The sequence below is a fragment of the Paenibacillus montaniterrae genome, from assembly GCF_018403185.1.
GTDB lineage: Bacteria > Bacillota > Bacilli > Paenibacillales > Paenibacillaceae > Pristimantibacillus > Pristimantibacillus montaniterrae.
Genome location: NZ_BOSE01000006.1, coordinates 338,625 through 354,044 on the forward strand (window position 1 = coordinate 338,625; position 15,420 = coordinate 354,044).

A 15,420-nucleotide genomic window follows, 5' to 3' on the forward strand; every position below is an offset into this window, starting at 1 on the left:
GAGAAACACTTGATTCGCGCGCCATTTTCCAATACAATATAGTAGTTGCGCCCGTGGTCCAATGGATATGACGTAGGCCTCCGGAGCCTGAGATCTAGGTTCGATTCCTAGCGGGCGCGCCAATACATAAACTAAACTTTGCCACGATACAAGGCGAGCTGGATCGATACACAATCCAGCTCGCTTTTTTTTCTGGAATTTTTCTTCTCATGTAGCGTTTAGCGCTTGCGCAGAGCGGCAACAATGGTAACAAACAAAAAAGTTTGACTATCTTTGACTTTTAAACAAAATTCCATTATGATATTATCACACAGCACCACAAAGCAATCAGCAAAGGCAATTATACCTTGCTTTTCAGCGATAGTTTCAGGCATGCATGGAACAGCCGCAGGAAAGACAAAAAAATTTTAGGAGGATTGGTTAAATATGAACTTTGTACCTATGGTTATTGAACAAAGCAATCGCGGAGAGCGTTCTTATGACATTTATTCTCGATTGTTAAAGGATCGTATCGTTATGCTAGGGTCAGGGGTCAATGATGTCGTCGCCAATTCTATCATTGCTCAATTGTTGTTTTTAGCAGCGGAGGACCCTGAAAAAGACATTCATCTATATATCAATAGTCCGGGCGGTTCGATTACTGCAGGGATGGCAATCTATGATACGATGCAATATATTAAGCCTGATGTATCTACAATCTGCGTTGGGATGGCCGCATCAATGGGAGCATTCCTGCTTACCGCTGGTGCAAAAGGCAAGCGTTTTGCGCTGCCTAACAGTGAGGTTATGATTCATCAGCCTCTTGGCGGTGCTGAAGGCCAAGCAAGTGATATTGCGATTCGTGCCAAACGCATCATTAATATGCGTGAAAAATTGAATCGCATTATGGCAGAGCGCTCAGGTCAGCCGATTGAGCGAATTAATCAAGACACTGATCGCGATTACTTTATGAGTGCGCAGGAAGCTGTCGATTACGGCTTGATTGACAAAGTAATCGAGCGCGTGTAACGAAGTTGCCTTAATCTTATGTTGTAAGACTGTTGCATGTTGTTGTCTACTATCGAACCCCTATCTCTACGGCGGGGCTGATAATCAGCCCCCTACACTAGTGTAGCTCTTGAGATATGGACCTGGGTGGACAGCACTGCTGCAGTCTTTTTCTTTTTTCTTTAAATTTCTCCTTTCTACCCCTAAAGCAAATCTCACACTCGACTAAATTATCCACTTTGTGATTTTTATCACATAACAATTTCATGCTTCCATATATGATAAAGGCATCAGATGATCAGCACTTCCAAGATAATCTGCAGATTAGCATCAGTTGCGTGTATGGGGGATTCATTATGGAAACAGAAGCGTTGCACAAAATCGAGCTGCTTGCAGCCAAAAAGCTGAAAATATTTGAACAAAGCAAGCTGCGCTATCTTCTGCGCTCGATGGTTGCCAGTATGTTTATCGGCTTCGGCGTGATTGTCGCCTTCAAAACTGGAAGCTTCTTTTACGAGGTCCATTCCCCATTTGCATATCCTGCAGCCGCTATTACGTTTTGTATGGCCATCATCTTGATCTACTATGGAGGTGGAGATCTTTTTACCGGCAATACCTTTTACCTTAGCTACAGCTCGCTGCGCGGCAAAATGAGCTGGCGGCAATCTTTAAGGCTGCTGGGCTTAAGCTATATCGGCAATATGATTGGCGCTATTCTGTTTGCACTTATGATTGCGATGACAGGCCTGTTTGCCAGCGAGCAGATTTACGGCTTTCTAATTGAAACCGCGCATAAAAAAGTGGACGCAACGACCATTGAGCTGCTTTTCCGCGGCATTCTCTGTAACTGGCTCGTCTGCCTGGCATTTTTCGTACCTTACGCAATGAAAGCCGACGGCGCAAAAATATTTATTATGATCCTGCTCGTCTTCAGCTTTTTTATTGCAGGCTTTGAGCACAGCATCGCGAATATGTCGGTATTCGCAATCTCGATTGCAGCAGCAGGCTGGGGCTCTTTGACACTCGAGCAAATTCTGCATAACCTAATTCCCGCAACATTGGGCAATATGATAGGCGGGGTGGTGTTTATGGCTATGTTTTACTACTACATTAATAAACCTTTTGTAGAGGATGTTTAAAAACCGGACTTTGATGACGATGCCGTGCGTTGTAGCTTAGTCGGCGGCGAATCTTGAACGCTAGCGAAAACTGCGGTGCTCACGTAGCTGGTGCCTACGCTGCGCTCCTCGTTTTCTACTAGCGTCCAAGCTTCTTGGTCCTGAAAGCCCGGTTTTTAAACTCCTATTGGAAGTGGAGGTTTAAAAAGCCGGACTTTGATGACGATGCTGCGCGTTGTAGCTTAGTCGGCGGCGAATATGTCACGCTACCGAAAGCTTCGGTGCTCACGTAGGTCTATCTACGCTGCGCTCCTCGCTTTCTAGTATCGTGCCATCTTCTTGGTCCTGAAAGCCCCGTTTTTAAACTCCTATTGGAAGTGGAGGTTTATAAAGCCGGACTTTGATGACGATGCCGTGCGTTGTAGCTTAGTCGGCGGCGAATCTTGAACGCTAGCGAAAACTGCGGTACTCACGTAGCTTGTGCCTACGCTGCGCTCCTCGTTTTCTACTAGCGTCCAAGCTTCTTGGTCCTGAAAGCCCGGTTTTTAAACTCCTATTGGAAGTGGAGGTTTATAAAGCCGGACTTTGATGACGATGTATCTTCAATTAAAAATGAAAGCGAGGAATTATGATGAAAACTAGAAAGGTTGTTATTATTGGAGCGGGATTTGTTGGTTCTACAACGGCTTATACCTTAATGCTGCGCAATCGTGTCAATGAGCTGGTGCTGATTGACGCTAATCATGCTAAAGCAGCAGGCGACGCATTGGATATGAACCACGGCATGCCGTATATCGGGGGCGCAAAGCTGTGGGCGGGCGGCTATGAGGATTGTGCAGGCGCTGAGATTATTATTATTACAGCAGGAGCTGCACAGCGTCCAGGAGAAACACGCACCGATTTATTGAAGCGCAACGCGGATATTTTCGACAGCATCATTAAGCAAATTTTGCCTTACAATCAGGAAGCGATCCTGCTTATTGCGACCAATCCGGTTGATATTATGGCCTATGTGACATTGAAAAAATCCGGCTGGCCTGTTAACCGTGTTATTGGCTCTGGTACATTGCTGGACAGCGCACGCTTCCGCTACCTGCTTGGCAAGGAGCTGAAAATCGACCCTCGCAGCGTGCATGCCCATATTATTGGCGAGCACGGCGATTCGGAGCTTGCAGTATGGAGCCTGGCCAATGTTGCTGGCGTAGAGCTGGAAATTGCCGAGGACATCAAGCAAAAGCTGTTCCTGCAAACACGCGACGCAGCGTATGAAATTATTGAAGCAAAAGGCGCTACGTACTATGCCATCGCCTTGGCGCTTGATCGCATCGTTACTGCCATTCTCGACGACGAAGGAGCAGTGCTGAACGTATCGACATTGCTTGATAACTACTGTGGAGTATCGGATGTATATTTAGGCGTACCATGCATCGTAGACCGCACTGGCGTACGCGAAGCACTAGAGCTAACACTAACAGATGAAGAACAAGCCCTCTTCGAAAAATCCGCCAACAAGCTAAAAGCGCTCATAGACAGCTTAAACCTTGACCTGGACCCAAACAAAATCTAACCAACACAGACCTCTCCCCAGCGCAAATGCATCGTCTTCAAAGCCCAGCTTTTAAACCTCATCTTCAAATGAAAGTTTAAAAAGCTGGGCTTTCAGGACCAAGAAGATGGCACGATACTAGAAAGCGAGGAGCGCAGCGTAGGCACTTACTACGTGAGCACCTAAAATGTTTCAGCAGGAAACATACATCGGAAGCATAACCTTTCGGTAGCGTGACATATTCGCCGTCGAATCCACTACGAAGAAAATTACATCGTCATCAAAGTCCAGCTTTTTAAACATCCCATCTAAAAAGGCTGCCAGTTATTCCATTCCTTCGGAATAGACCAACTGGCAGCCTGATGTGTCTTTGCAACACATTATTGATTTTCAAGCTCTTCCTTGCTAACTAGCGCGATTAGCGCGTTAACAGCCTGCTCTGCGTCAGAGCCCTCTGCACTAATTGTAATTTCAGTGCCCGAGCTGATTGCAAGACTCATAATACCCATAATCGACTTCGCGTTCACTTTCTTATCGTCTTTTTCCACAAAAACCTCGGAGGAAAATTTGTTCGCTTCTTGGACGAATAACGCTGCGGGTCTAGCATGTAACCCTGTTTTCAAACGAACAACTACTGGAAGCCTTGCCATGTAATACATACCCCCTATATTTAAAGTCAAAAATTATAATCGGTCATTTAGAGCTTTATAAGTTATTATACCATTTACATACCATTTCTACTAGGTTAAAGTTGCACCATTCCTTATTTTTTCTGCCATTTCATCAATTTTACGCAATCGATGGTTGACACCGGACTTGCTCACCTTAACCTTTAACAGCTCGCCAACCTCTGTCAAATTAAGATCTGGATGCTGCAATCGAACCTCGGCCACCTCGCGAATTTTATCGGGCAAGTTCTCGAGTCCGATTTCCTTTTGCAGCAGCTTTATGTTATCGATTTGTCTAACAGCAGCACCAATCGTTTTATTCAAATTCGCTGTCTCACAATTGACGATCCGATTTACCGAATTTCTCATATCACGCATAATGCGCACATCCTCAAACTTGAACAGCGCTTGATGCGCACCGATAATGTTGAGCAATTCAATAATTTTCTCGCCTTCCTTAATGTAAAAAATAAACCCTTTTTTACGCTCAATGCAGCGCGCATTGAGGCCGAAGCCATTGGCAAGCTCCACCAGCGCCTTGCAATGCTCCTCATACATTGAAGCGATTTCCAAATGGTACGAAGAGCCTTCCGGATTGTTAACTGATCCTCCAGCGAGGAAAGCACCACGCAAATAAGCGCGCTTGCAGCAATTTTTGCGAATGATTTTGCTATCGATTCCATCGTTGAACATGAAGCCTTCAGAAACAATTCGCAAATCAGTTAAAATTTCCTGAACCTTCTCTGGCATTCGCACGATGTAAACATTATTTTTCTTCAAGCGCATTTTTTTACGCACAAGCAGCTCAACATGAACAGCGAAATGCTTTTTAACCAATGTATAAATACGACGAGCAATTGCAGCATTCTCGGTCGAAATATCCAATACAACCTTGCGGCTGGACAGGCTGACAGATCCATTCATGCGGATCAAGGCAGCTAGCTCCGCCCGCTCACAGCAGGCATCCGTTTCGACCATCGTCAGTTCTTTTTTCGTTTGCGCCGCAAAAGACATCGTTCTCACCTCTTTCTAAGCATCCAGTTTTCCACCAGCTTGTAGATATGATGACTCAAACGCTCAGCATCATGACGCAAAAACGTACGGAAAAGTACAAGCTGGTCGGCAATGACCTGATAGCCTCGCTTAGTCACCTCGTCAATATCAAGCTGAACTGCCTTTGCGCCAATTTCCGCATACTTGCTTTCCACATGCGGAGGGATTTCACCATTATTCACAATAACGTAATCAAATAAATGATGACCGATATGATCATAAATCGCGTCCAAATGGTCGCTCACCGAATAATTGTCTGTTTCCCCCGGCTGCGTCATAACATTGCATACAAACAGCTTTACCGCTGTCGATTCTACAATCGCCTGAGCCAGCTTAGGCACGATCAAATTAGGCATGATGCTCGTATAAAGACTGCCTGGCCCGATTAAGATCGCATCTGCCTGCTCAATCGCTTCCACCGCTTCCGGCAATGCCTCAACATCCTGCGGCTCCAGAAAGACGCGCTTGATCGCACCATTTGCCTTCGGAATCATCGACTCGCCTGTTATGATTGTGCCATCCCGCATCTCTGCCTTAAGCACAATCGCGCGATTCGCTGCTGGAAGCACTTTGCCGCGTACCGCAAGCACGTGAGACAGCTCTTTAATGCCGGTAACAAAATCCCCTGATATGTCGGTAATCGCTGCCAGCATCAGGTTGCCGAGCGTATGCCCGGCAAGTCCTGAGCCTGACTTAAAGCGATACTGTAACACCTCTGCGAGCAACGGCTCTGCATCAGCCATTGCCGATAATACGTTGCGAATATCCCCAGGCGGAGGGATTTGCAGCTCATTCCGCAATATGCCTGAGCTGCCGCCATCGTCTGCTACCGTAACAATGGCAGTAATATCAAGCGGCTTCTCCTTCAATCCTCGAAGCATGACGGATAACCCCGTACCTCCGCCGATCACTACTATTTTCGGACGTCTAACGACCTTCTGCACGATGTGCATGCTCTCCCCTCATTATGTCCTGTCGCGCTCTGAATCGCGGTGACTTACACGTATCTGCTCCGTCTCCCTCAGCTTCAGCGTTTTTCCTAGATACTCGGAAATCGCAACCGAGCGATGTTTGCCTCCCGTACAGCCTATGCCAATAATGACCTGGCTTTTGCCTTCCTCCTCGTATTGCGGAATCAAATACTCCAGCATATCAACAAGCTTGACAAGGAAGGTCTGGGTCTCTGGCCATTTCATGACATACTCATAAACATCAGGATGCTGACCAGTATTCGGGCGCAGCGTATCGATATAATGCGGATTCGGCAAGAATCGGACGTCAAAAACAAGATCGGCATCGAGTGGAATGCCATATTTGAATCCGAAGGACGTAATATTAACCGTTAGCGCTTTGTGCTGCGCTTGGCCAAAATGATTAATAATCCGTTCCTTCAGCATGGCCGGCTTCAAGTCGCTCGTATTAATAACGAGTGTTGCCTTGCCCTTCAAATCCTCAAGCAAAGTGCGCTCGGCGTGAATGCCCTCCAGCGGCATGCTTTGCTGCGACATCGGATGACGGCGTCGGCTTTCCTTGTAGCGTCTTACCAATGTTTCATCGCTTGCGTCCAAAAATAAAATTTCGCAATTAATCGTATGATGCTCATTCATGTACTCAATTGATTCAGAAAGCGCAGTAAAAAATTCTCGGCCGCGCAAATCAATAACAAGCGCAACCTTGCCTATTTTACCGTTTGACTGCTCAATAAGCTCAGCAAATTTGGGAATAAGTACTGGCGGCAAATTATCGACACAGAAAAAGCCCAGATCCTCCAGGCTTTGCACAGCGATCGTTTTACCTGCACCAGACATTCCCGTTATAATAACAAGCTGCGATAAATTCGTTGCGATTTCCATTAGCAGCACCTACTATCCTCTTAGAATTAAACCTGCTGCACCTACAACCCCTGCATTGTTTCCAAGCACCGCTGGAACGATCTTCACATTTTCCTTGGAAGCATCCTGCGTATATTTTTCAAATACTTCGCGAATTTGATCAAATAAGAAATCGCCGGCCTTTGCCACGCCGCCACCGACAATAAAGCACTCCGGATTCAAAATAACCGCCATCATCGCCATCGAGCGGCCCAAATAATACGCTGCGCGTGATACGATGCGTGTGGCAACCTCATCGCCTGCCTTCGCCGCATCCAGCACATCCTTCGCCATAATTTTCTCAACATTGACCAAAGAAGTACGATCTCCGCGCGCAACAGCCTCTTCTGCCATGCGGATAATGCCTGTTGCGGAAGACACCGTTTCCAGGCAGCCCATTTTGCCGCAGCCGCATTGAATCGCCTCAAGATCAGGAACGATTGCCATATGCCCAAGCTCGCCAGCTACGCTTTGAAAGCCTTCTACAATTTTGCCATCAATAATAATGCCGCCGCCTACGCCAGTGCCGAGCGTGTACATCACGCAATTTTGAATACCGCGGCCAGCGCCAGCCCAAGCTTCGCCCAGAGCTGCAACGTTAGCGTCATTATTTACTTTTACTAGTATATTAAGCTCTTTCTCCAAAAAGCCTTTAATGTCAACATTATTTAAGTATAAATTAGGCGAATGCTTCATAAATCCGTTTGGAATATCAAGAAAGCCGGCAATGCCTATCCCGACGCCAGCCAGCTGCTCCCACGAATACGGAGATTCCTCAACGATTTGTCTCACGTAGGTTGCAATGTTGTGAAGAATAGTGTCTGGCCCTTTATTAACCTCTGTTGGTCCCTCATAAGTTTGCAACAATTCACCTTCCGCATTACAAATGCCTAATTTGACGGTTGTTCCACCTACATCAACACCAACATAAATCTTTTCAGACATGACAATGCCACCTCATTCATTTAGATAAAGTTCAATTTCAACTATAAGCGTTCCAACGTTCACGGTCAAGCATACGCGCCCGTCCCGCAGTGTATGTCAAATGCGGAAAAGACTACTAGCTCCCAAGCGGAATACCGTAGCCTTTCCCTGTCGTAAGCGCGCAGCTTATCTTCTGTAGTCCTGCTTTCTGCTGTAATCTACTAGCCATGGCGCATCCTTCAGCTTGTTCTTGACGCCGAGCACCTTGTCAATTTCCTTGACTCGCTTGCTTACTGTTGTAATGCTCGTGCCATAGCGCAAGGCAGCTTCATGATACGTAATCGGCTTGTTATACAGCTTGGCAATCAAATATTCCAGGGCAGCCGCCCAAGCTTCAATTTTGGTCAGCTTCGACATGACAGAATAGCCCTTGGACAGAAAATTAACCCAAAGCGTAATCATATCATGCTGCTGAATGACATTGTAGCGCTTCGCAGTTTGCGCAAGCGTAAGCTCGGCAACCTTCTCCCATAAAGGATCGCTATGGATCAAGCTGCTGCTTTCCAGCGTAGGCACCCGCTCCGCTTCCACCTGCAGCAGCTTTCCGCCCAGCACAACGGCAAAAGCATCCTTCATTCCCATGGAACGCAGCGTATACATAACCAGACGCTTCAAATAATCGTCCTCATCGCCTCTTAATAGAAACTGCTGCAGCTTCTGCTCGACTTCTTCATTGTAGCAATGCTCCAAATTATAAATCGACTTCAGCTTGCCTTCGCGATTGCTATGATCGATTGCCCAAAAAAAGTACGCTCTTCTTAGCTTCGGATCCATCTCAACACCACGCTCATGCGCTTGATGCTCCCAAGCCTCCATTTGCTCCTCAACGCTTTCATAGTAGCTGTACGGCAGCGAGCCCTGCAACGGCTCCTCCTGAACGAGCTTAAGCAACAGCAGGAAGTATGCTGACAGCGGCGATTGCTCATCCAGTGTGCGATGCATGAGCCAATATTTTTCGGCTAGCTCCCATTTGCCTGCGTTGCAGGCTGCAACCGCCGTATAGTGGCACAGACATGGATCCTTTCGCACCTCGCCATGCTTCATTAAACGCTGAAAATGGCGCAGCGCAGTCGTATGATCCTTTAAAATGCCCATCGTCGTCGCCAGCTTGAACAAATGCTCCTGATAAAATGGATCTAGCTTCGCCAATACAGGAGTAAGCTGCTGCAGCTCCTCCTGCCTGCCCTCATAATGATAAAAGATAGCCAGGTTGCATAACGCATGCAGATTGACAGGGTCGCGCTCAAGCACCGCCTCAATCGCCCGCTTCGCTTCATCAGCAAGACCGATGTAATAGTAAGCAAGCGCCAAATTATTGCTTGCCGCAAGAAAATCCGGATGCTCCTCGCTAATCGTCTCCAGCAACTCGATCGCTTCAACAAACTTTCCATCCTCAAGCAGCTCGCGAGCGCGAATATGCTCATATACGCCAGCTCTCGCCTTTACCTTCGTCAATGGCGTAGGGCGCTCAAGCTCATACTGGAGAAATTCGATCATTTCCTCTGCTTCCTCGAGAAAATGTCCCTCTTCATCCTCCTGCAAATAGTGAAGCAACTCACGCTCTGCATCCTCGAAAAATTCCATATTAGCAAAATTGTTAGCCATATAGAAATGGCACTCTGTCATATCCGGATCTATTTCATTAATGACCTTCTGCAAAATCGTATTCGACTCACCATACTTCCCGATTTCCGACAGCACACCTGCCATATTGCAATAATTAATCGGGTTGTTCGGTTCGTAGTCTACCGCTTTTTGAAAATATTTAAGTGCCTTGTCATAGTGGAAACGGTCCAGGGAGCGTATCGCGCGCTCATAGAAAAAATTCGCATCAAGCTGCAGCAGCGTATATTCGCGCTGCTGACCTGCAACACGCTTATTCTTTTTCATTTGCAAGGCACCTCCTCAAAACTTAATTTCTTGTTACTAGCTGTACGTCAATTATAGCACAGTACGTTTCGCAACATAAAATATAAACAAATAAAAAACCGCGGATGACTAGACATCAATCCGCAGCTTATATTTTCCAATTGCCTTAACAGGCACTATACACCATTATTTTTAAATAAAACGCTTATTGAACCGCCATCAATAATAATTTTGGTAGCTTCGGCCAATAAAGGAGCTACACTTAACACTTTAAAGCGATCAGGCTTGTTTTCAGGCAATACAATCGTATCCGTAACAATAACTTCCTTAATGCCAGGATGATCCAGACGAGTAATCGCATCACCAGAGAACAACGGATGCGTTGCGCAAACGAATACGTCCTCTGCTCCATGATCCTTCAAGCTTTCTACGACATTAATGATCGTGCCGCCAGTGTCAATCATATCCTCGATAATAATAGGCGTTTGTCCAGCTACGTCACCGATCACATGCGTAATGCTCGATTCATTGTGGGCAGAACGCTTCTTGATCATAATCGCAAATGAAGTATCCAAATAATTCGCCAGCTTCTCAGCTGTTGACGCGCGTCCAGCATCTGGAGAAACCACTACCGGATTTTTAATATTTTTCGCCTTCAAATAACTGCTAATGAGATCAAGTGCTGTCATATGATCAACTGGAATATTAAAGAAGCCTTGAATAGCTGGTGCATGCAAGTCAATAGTAAGCACGCGAGTAGCACCGACTGTCGTCAGTACATCAGCTACCATTTTCGCGGAAATCGGCTCGCGTGGCGCAGCCTTTCTTTCCTGGCGGGCGTAGCCATAATACGGCATAATGATATTAATGGTACGAGCCGATGCACGCTTTGCTGCGTCAATCATAACGAGCAATTCCACGAAATACTCATTAATTGGATGAGATAACGACTGAACTAGGAATACATCACAATTCCGAATCGTTTCCTCATAGTGTACATAGACCTCACCACTTTTGAAGCGAGAAATTTTAATCGCTCCCAATGGCATATCTAGATGCTCACTAATTCTTTGAGCTAGAGCGGGATTCGATGAACCTGAAAAAATACGCACCTTGTCGCTTAACATGATACCCTCCTGAGCGTTTCAACCATATTCATAAAAATAAACGAAGCATTTCTACTTGTCTTATTATACATACATTTGTGTAGATTTCAAAAATGAAATGACACTATTTTTCGACAAATTTCAATTTTATCGCATTTTATTCGTCGTTGGCTTCCCGTGACGCTCCTTCAATTCGCTTAAAATCGCATCCAATGGCAAGCCTCGCTCACGCAGCAGTACCATAAGATGGAAGATCAAGTCGCTCGCTTCCGCACGAAGCTCGTCATTGTCTTGATTTTTTGCAGCAATAATGACCTCAGCCGACTCCTCGCCAACCTTTTTCAAAATTTTGTCTACGCCTTTGTCGAACAGATAGCTTGTATACGTGCCTTCCGGACGCTCCGCATGACGCTGGGCAATCGTTTCTTCAAGCTGCCCCAGCATCGCAAAGCGGTCGCCTGCTGCCGATTCTGCTGCTTGCACAGCTCCCTCCACCTCAAGCGGCTGCGTAAAGCAGCTGTAGCTGCCCGTATGGCAAGCCGGACCTGTCTGAATGACTTTAATAAGCAATGTATCGCCATCACAATCATAGCTCATGCTTACTATACGTTGTTTATGCCCGCTGGTCGCACCTTTGTTCCACAGCTCATTGCGCGAGCGGCTCCAGTACCATGTGTAGCCTGTTTCCTGAGACAGCTTCAGCGACTCCTTGTTCATATAGGCGAGCATCAGCACCTCTTTGCTCTGCGCATCCTGCACAACTGCCGGCACCAGGCCGTTGTCATCCCATTTTATTGCCGCTTCATTCATCGCACCTCTACTCCTTTGGCTCGTAAATCATGTTTCACGTCAGCAATCGTTAATTCCTTGTAGTGGAAAATCGTTGCCGCCAAGCCCGCATCCGCATTCGCCTGCTGGAACACCTCGGCAAAATGCTCAATCTTGCCTGCTCCGCCTGAAGCAATGACAGGAATTCCGACACGCTCGCTGACTGCCTTCGTCAAGCTGATGTCGAAGCCGTCCTTAGTCCCGTCAGCATCCATGCTCGTCAGCAATATTTCACCTGCGCCAAGCTTCTCCGCCTTGCTTGCCCATTCCAGCGCGCGAATTCCGGTTGGCTTGCGTCCGCCATGCGTATACACTTCCCAATCCTGCCACTCCTCATTAAAGCGCGCATCGATTGCAACAACGATGCATTGCGCACCAAAGCGGCGCGAGCCTTCGGTAATCAGCTCGGGATTAAGCACAGCCGCAGTATTAATGCCCGTTTTATCCGCACCGGCACGCAGTATGCGCGTCATATCGTCAACGCTGGAGATGCCCCCGCCCACTGTAAATGGAATCGTAATCTCTCCCGCCGTTCGACGAACGACATCAATCATCGTAGCGCGTCCCTCCACCGAAGCAGAAATATCCAAAAACACCAGCTCATCCGCGCCTTCCTTGTCATACGTGGCGGCCAACTCGACAGGATCACCCGCATCGCGCAAATTAACAAAATTGACGCCTTTTACGACACGCCCATCCTTCACGTCCAGGCAAGGAATAATTCGCTTTGCCAGCATAACCATTTCCCCCTAACTTCTTGTTTTTACCGATCAGTTAACCAGCTCCGATACAGCCGTTACGCTCTCTCAGCGAGCGCTAAAAAATTGTGAAGCAGCTTCATGCCCAGCTCGCCGCTTTTCTCCGGGTGGAATTGCATGCCATATACATTATCCTTATTAACAATCGCCGTGACTGGCCCGTAATAATCGCCTGTAGCAAGCAAATTCTTCTGATCGCCAACAAGCACATGGTAGGAGTGAACAAAGTACACATGACCCTCCTCCAGCTGCTCAAAAAGCGGAGAAGGCTGCAAAAACGTCAGCTTATTCCAGCCCATATGCGGAATCTTGAAGTCACCCTGGAAGCGAACAACCTTGCCGCCCAGCAAGCCGAGCCCCTGATGCTCGCCATACTCCTCGCTCGTTTCAAACAAAAGCTGCATCCCCAGGCAGATGCCTAGCATTGGCTTGCCTGTCGCCGCAAATTGCTTGGCGACCTCGCCCAAGCCCGTTTCATTCAAATGCTGCATCGCATCGCCGAATGCGCCAACACCAGGCAATATAACAGCAGAAGCGGCCATAATCTGTTCTTGATCACTCGTTGTGACCGCTTCATAGCCAAGTCGCTCAATTGCTTTGCTGACAGAGTGCAGATTGCCCATGCCGTAATCAATAATCGCAATCATCGTGAAGTACCCCTCTCTACTTACGCGTTTTACAGGACTCCCTTGGTTGAAGGTACTCCTTGAACACGAGGATCAATGCTGGTCGCTTCATCAAGCGCGCGTCCGAGCGCTTTATATACCGCTTCAATCATATGATGGGTATTAGCGCCATAATGGACAATAACATGCAGGGTAATACGAGCCTCTATCGCAAACTTCCACAAAAACTCATGCACCAAATCTACCGCGAAGCTGCCTACATGCGTCGCAGGATACTGTGCACGATATTCGAAGTGAGGACGGTTGCTAATATCGACTACAACTTGCGCCAAAGCCTCGTCCATCGGTACAAATACACTTGCACAGCGCTTAATGCCCCGTTTGTCGCCCAGCGCCTGCAGAAAAGCCTGCCCGAGACAAATGCCAATATCCTCTACAGTATGGTGATCATCAATTTCAATATCTCCCTTGGCATCGACAGTCAAATTAAAATGGCCATGCTTCGTAAATGCATCCAGCATATGGTTCAAAAACGGTACATCCGTCGCAATATTTGCCTCTCCTGCACCGTCTACAGCCAAGCTTAGCTTAATATCCGTTTCCTTTGTTGCACGAACGATAGACGCCTCGCGCTTTGTCTGTTCAGTCATACTATATACCCCTCACCTTGTATCAATTTATTACTGCCCTTCCTTATTAAGACGAACCTCAATCGCGCGGGCATGACCTTCCAGCCCTTCATGGCGCGCAAGTGTCATAATTTTATGACCATTGGCAAGCAAGGCCTGCTTGCTGTACAAAATCATGCTGGACTTCTTCAGAAAATCATCCACATTTACAGGAGATGAGAAACGAGCTGTACCATTCGTTGGAATGATATGATTCGGTCCGGCAAAATAATCACCCACTGGCTCAGAGCTGTAAGGACCGAGGAAAATCGCACCCGCATTTTCAATATAGCTGAGCTGCGACATCGGATCGACGGTCATAATTTCAAGATGCTCTGGAGCAAGCTGATTAACGACTTTAATGCCCTCCTCCAATGAAGCAACAAGCAGCACAGCACCATACTGTTCAATCGACGCTTTGGCGATTTCATAGCGCGGCAGGCTCGCAAGCTGCGAGTCCACCTCGGCAATGACAGCCTGCGCAAGCTTTTCGGAGGCAGTTACGAGAATCGCTGAAGCCATCTCATCATGCTCGGCCTGCGACAGCAGGTCTGCTGCAATATAAGCCGGATCTGCACTATCATCCGCAAGCACAACGATTTCACTCGGGCCAGCAATGCTGTCAATATCAACTACACCGTACACGGAGCGTTTGGCTAATGCTACATAAATATTGCCCGGTCCGCAAATTTTATCTACAGGCGCTATCGACTCCGTTCCATATGCCAGCGCTGCAACGGCTTGCGCACCGCCAACGCGGTACAGCTCCTTAACGCCAGCTTCAGCAGCAGCAACCAGAATGTACGGATCGATCCCTTCCGTTCCGCCAGTGGCAGGCGGCGTAACCATTACAATCTCAGGCACGCCTGCAACCTGTGCTGGAATCACATTCATCAGCACGGATGATGGATAAGCTGCCTTTCCGCCTGGCACATACACCCCAACACGCTTTAAGGGACGCATAATTTGCCCCAGCATCGTACCGTCCTCCGCCAAATCCATCCAGGAGTTGCGCAGCTGCTTTTCATGAAAGCGGCGAATATTGTCGGCTGCCTCTCGGATCGCCAGCAAAAACGCTTCATCCACCTGCGCATAAGCAGCCTGAATCTCCTCATCGGTGACGCGCAATTGCTCGCTGCTCAGCTTGACGCGGTCAAACTGCTCAGTAAAGCGAAGCAGCGCTGCATCACCCTCTGCTTTAACAGCCGCTACAATTTGCTGCACTGCCGCATTTTGCTCCGGCGAGCCGTACTCCACTTCTCTCTTCAAGCCAAATTGCTCTGGCTTCAACAATTTCATACTCATGCTTCTCCCATCCTTCTTCATAGAGGTTGTTGT

At 47.4% G+C, this 15,420-nt stretch carries 16 protein-coding genes and 1 tRNA gene; 4 read left to right on the top strand and 13 right to left on the bottom strand.

Annotation, left to right across the window (positions count from 1 at the left end; translation table 11 throughout):
• Nucleotides 1-47 precede the first annotated feature (47 nt).
• Nucleotides 48-122, top strand: a tRNA-Arg gene (locus KJS52_RS17165).
• Between the two features lie 96 nt (nt 123-218).
• On the opposite strand, the gene KJS52_RS17170 is transcribed toward KJS52_RS17165, so the two are convergent.
• Entirely contained in the window at nt 219-374 is a 156-nt protein-coding gene (locus tag KJS52_RS17170) for a hypothetical protein (protein ID WP_213517518.1), read from the bottom strand.
• Nucleotides 375-426: 52 nt separating this feature from the next.
• On the opposite strand from KJS52_RS17170, the gene clpP reads away from it, so the two are divergent.
• From clpP to KJS52_RS17185, 3 genes are all read left to right on the top strand, one after another.
• Nucleotides 427-1,008 carry an ATP-dependent Clp endopeptidase proteolytic subunit ClpP gene (clpP, locus tag KJS52_RS17175; protein ID WP_213517520.1) on the top strand — a complete coding sequence of 194 codons (582 nt, stop codon included), beginning with the start codon at nt 427-429 and terminating at the stop codon, nt 1,006-1,008.
• A gap of 335 nt (nt 1,009-1,343) precedes the next feature.
• Complete coding sequence (locus tag KJS52_RS17180) at nt 1,344-2,126, top strand: formate/nitrite transporter family protein (RefSeq protein WP_213517522.1); 783 nt, start codon at nt 1,344-1,346, stop codon at nt 2,124-2,126.
• A 610-nt stretch (nt 2,127-2,736) separates the two neighbouring features.
• Nucleotides 2,737-3,672: an L-lactate dehydrogenase gene (locus KJS52_RS17185; protein ID WP_213517524.1), complete on the top strand. Its 936-nt coding sequence runs from the start codon at nt 2,737-2,739 to the stop codon at nt 3,670-3,672.
• Between the two features lie 359 nt (nt 3,673-4,031).
• Here the strand turns inward: KJS52_RS17185 and KJS52_RS17190 are convergent, their stop codons facing one another.
• From KJS52_RS17190 to hisD, 12 genes are all read right to left on the bottom strand, one after another.
• Complete coding sequence (locus KJS52_RS17190; RefSeq protein WP_213517526.1) at nt 4,032-4,301, bottom strand: HPr family phosphocarrier protein; 270 nt, start codon at nt 4,299-4,301, stop codon at nt 4,032-4,034.
• A 90-nt stretch (nt 4,302-4,391) separates the two neighbouring features.
• Nucleotides 4,392-5,333: a DNA-binding protein WhiA gene (whiA, locus tag KJS52_RS17195; RefSeq protein ID WP_213517528.1), complete on the bottom strand. Its 942-nt coding sequence runs from the start codon at nt 5,331-5,333 to the stop codon at nt 4,392-4,394.
• A 5-nt stretch (nt 5,334-5,338) separates the two neighbouring features.
• Entirely contained in the window at nt 5,339-6,325 is a 987-nt protein-coding gene (mgfK, locus tag KJS52_RS17200) for a gluconeogenesis morphogenetic factor MgfK (protein ID WP_213517530.1), read from the bottom strand.
• 12 nt (nt 6,326-6,337) lie between these two features.
• Nucleotides 6,338-7,225, bottom strand: a complete 888-nt coding sequence (gene rapZ / locus KJS52_RS17205; protein WP_213517623.1) for an RNase adapter RapZ — start codon at nt 7,223-7,225, stop codon at nt 6,338-6,340.
• Between the two features lie 12 nt (nt 7,226-7,237).
• Nucleotides 7,238-8,188, bottom strand: a complete 951-nt coding sequence (locus KJS52_RS17210; protein WP_213517532.1) for an ROK family glucokinase — start codon at nt 8,186-8,188, stop codon at nt 7,238-7,240.
• 165 nt (nt 8,189-8,353) lie between these two features.
• Nucleotides 8,354-10,117, bottom strand: a complete 1,764-nt coding sequence (locus tag KJS52_RS17215) for a tetratricopeptide repeat protein (protein ID WP_213517534.1) — start codon at nt 10,115-10,117, stop codon at nt 8,354-8,356.
• A gap of 155 nt (nt 10,118-10,272) precedes the next feature.
• Nucleotides 10,273-11,223 (bottom strand): ribose-phosphate diphosphokinase, encoded by a 951-nt coding sequence (locus KJS52_RS17220; protein ID WP_213517536.1) that lies wholly within the window; start codon nt 11,221-11,223, stop codon nt 10,273-10,275.
• A gap of 126 nt (nt 11,224-11,349) precedes the next feature.
• Nucleotides 11,350-12,012 carry a bifunctional phosphoribosyl-AMP cyclohydrolase/phosphoribosyl-ATP diphosphatase HisIE gene (gene hisIE / locus KJS52_RS17225; RefSeq protein ID WP_213517538.1) on the bottom strand — a complete coding sequence of 221 codons (663 nt, stop codon included), beginning with the start codon at nt 12,010-12,012 and terminating at the stop codon, nt 11,350-11,352.
• Nucleotides 12,009-12,767: an imidazole glycerol phosphate synthase subunit HisF gene (gene hisF, locus KJS52_RS17230; RefSeq protein ID WP_213517540.1), complete on the bottom strand. Its 759-nt coding sequence runs from the start codon at nt 12,765-12,767 to the stop codon at nt 12,009-12,011. Before hisF ends, hisIE begins: the two co-directional genes overlap by 4 nt.
• Nucleotides 12,768-12,826: 59 nt before the next feature.
• Nucleotides 12,827-13,435, bottom strand: coding sequence for an imidazole glycerol phosphate synthase subunit HisH (gene hisH, locus KJS52_RS17235; protein WP_213517542.1), 609 nt, complete (start codon nt 13,433-13,435; stop codon nt 12,827-12,829).
• Nucleotides 13,436-13,464: 29 nt separating this feature from the next.
• Complete coding sequence (gene hisB, locus KJS52_RS17240) at nt 13,465-14,064, bottom strand: imidazoleglycerol-phosphate dehydratase HisB (RefSeq protein WP_213517543.1); 600 nt, start codon at nt 14,062-14,064, stop codon at nt 13,465-13,467.
• Between the two features lie 30 nt (nt 14,065-14,094).
• Nucleotides 14,095-15,381: a histidinol dehydrogenase gene (gene hisD, locus KJS52_RS17245; RefSeq protein ID WP_213517626.1), complete on the bottom strand. Its 1,287-nt coding sequence runs from the start codon at nt 15,379-15,381 to the stop codon at nt 14,095-14,097.
• Between the last annotated feature and the right edge of the window lie 39 nt (nt 15,382-15,420).

Coding starts and splice junctions, on each gene's coding strand:
- hisF (WP_213517540.1), bottom strand. CDS start 12,767: ATGCTGGCAAAGCGAATTATTCCTTGCCTGGACGTGAAGGATGGGCGT.
- mgfK (WP_213517530.1), bottom strand. CDS start 6,325: ATGCACATCGTGCAGAAGGTCGTTAGACGTCCGAAAATAGTAGTGATC.
- hisB (WP_213517543.1), bottom strand. CDS start 14,064: ATGACTGAACAGACAAAGCGCGAGGCGTCTATCGTTCGTGCAACAAAG.
- clpP (WP_213517520.1), top strand. CDS start 427: ATGAACTTTGTACCTATGGTTATTGAACAAAGCAATCGCGGAGAGCGT.
- hisD (WP_213517626.1), bottom strand. CDS start 15,381: ATGAAATTGTTGAAGCCAGAGCAATTTGGCTTGAAGAGAGAAGTGGAG.
- KJS52_RS17210 (WP_213517532.1), bottom strand. CDS start 8,188: ATGTCTGAAAAGATTTATGTTGGTGTTGATGTAGGTGGAACAACCGTC.
- rapZ (WP_213517623.1), bottom strand. CDS start 7,225: ATGGAAATCGCAACGAATTTATCGCAGCTTGTTATTATAACGGGAATG.
- KJS52_RS17180 (WP_213517522.1), top strand. CDS start 1,344: ATGGAAACAGAAGCGTTGCACAAAATCGAGCTGCTTGCAGCCAAAAAG.
- KJS52_RS17170 (WP_213517518.1), bottom strand. CDS start 374: ATGCCTGAAACTATCGCTGAAAAGCAAGGTATAATTGCCTTTGCTGAT.
- hisH (WP_213517542.1), bottom strand. CDS start 13,435: ATGATTGCGATTATTGATTACGGCATGGGCAATCTGCACTCTGTCAGC.
- KJS52_RS17190 (WP_213517526.1), bottom strand. CDS start 4,301: ATGGCAAGGCTTCCAGTAGTTGTTCGTTTGAAAACAGGGTTACATGCT.
- KJS52_RS17185 (WP_213517524.1), top strand. CDS start 2,737: ATGAAAACTAGAAAGGTTGTTATTATTGGAGCGGGATTTGTTGGTTCT.
- KJS52_RS17220 (WP_213517536.1), bottom strand. CDS start 11,223: ATGTTAAGCGACAAGGTGCGTATTTTTTCAGGTTCATCGAATCCCGCT.
- whiA (WP_213517528.1), bottom strand. CDS start 5,333: ATGTCTTTTGCGGCGCAAACGAAAAAAGAACTGACGATGGTCGAAACG.
- hisIE (WP_213517538.1), bottom strand. CDS start 12,012: ATGAATGAAGCGGCAATAAAATGGGATGACAACGGCCTGGTGCCGGCA.
- KJS52_RS17215 (WP_213517534.1), bottom strand. CDS start 10,117: ATGAAAAAGAATAAGCGTGTTGCAGGTCAGCAGCGCGAATATACGCTG.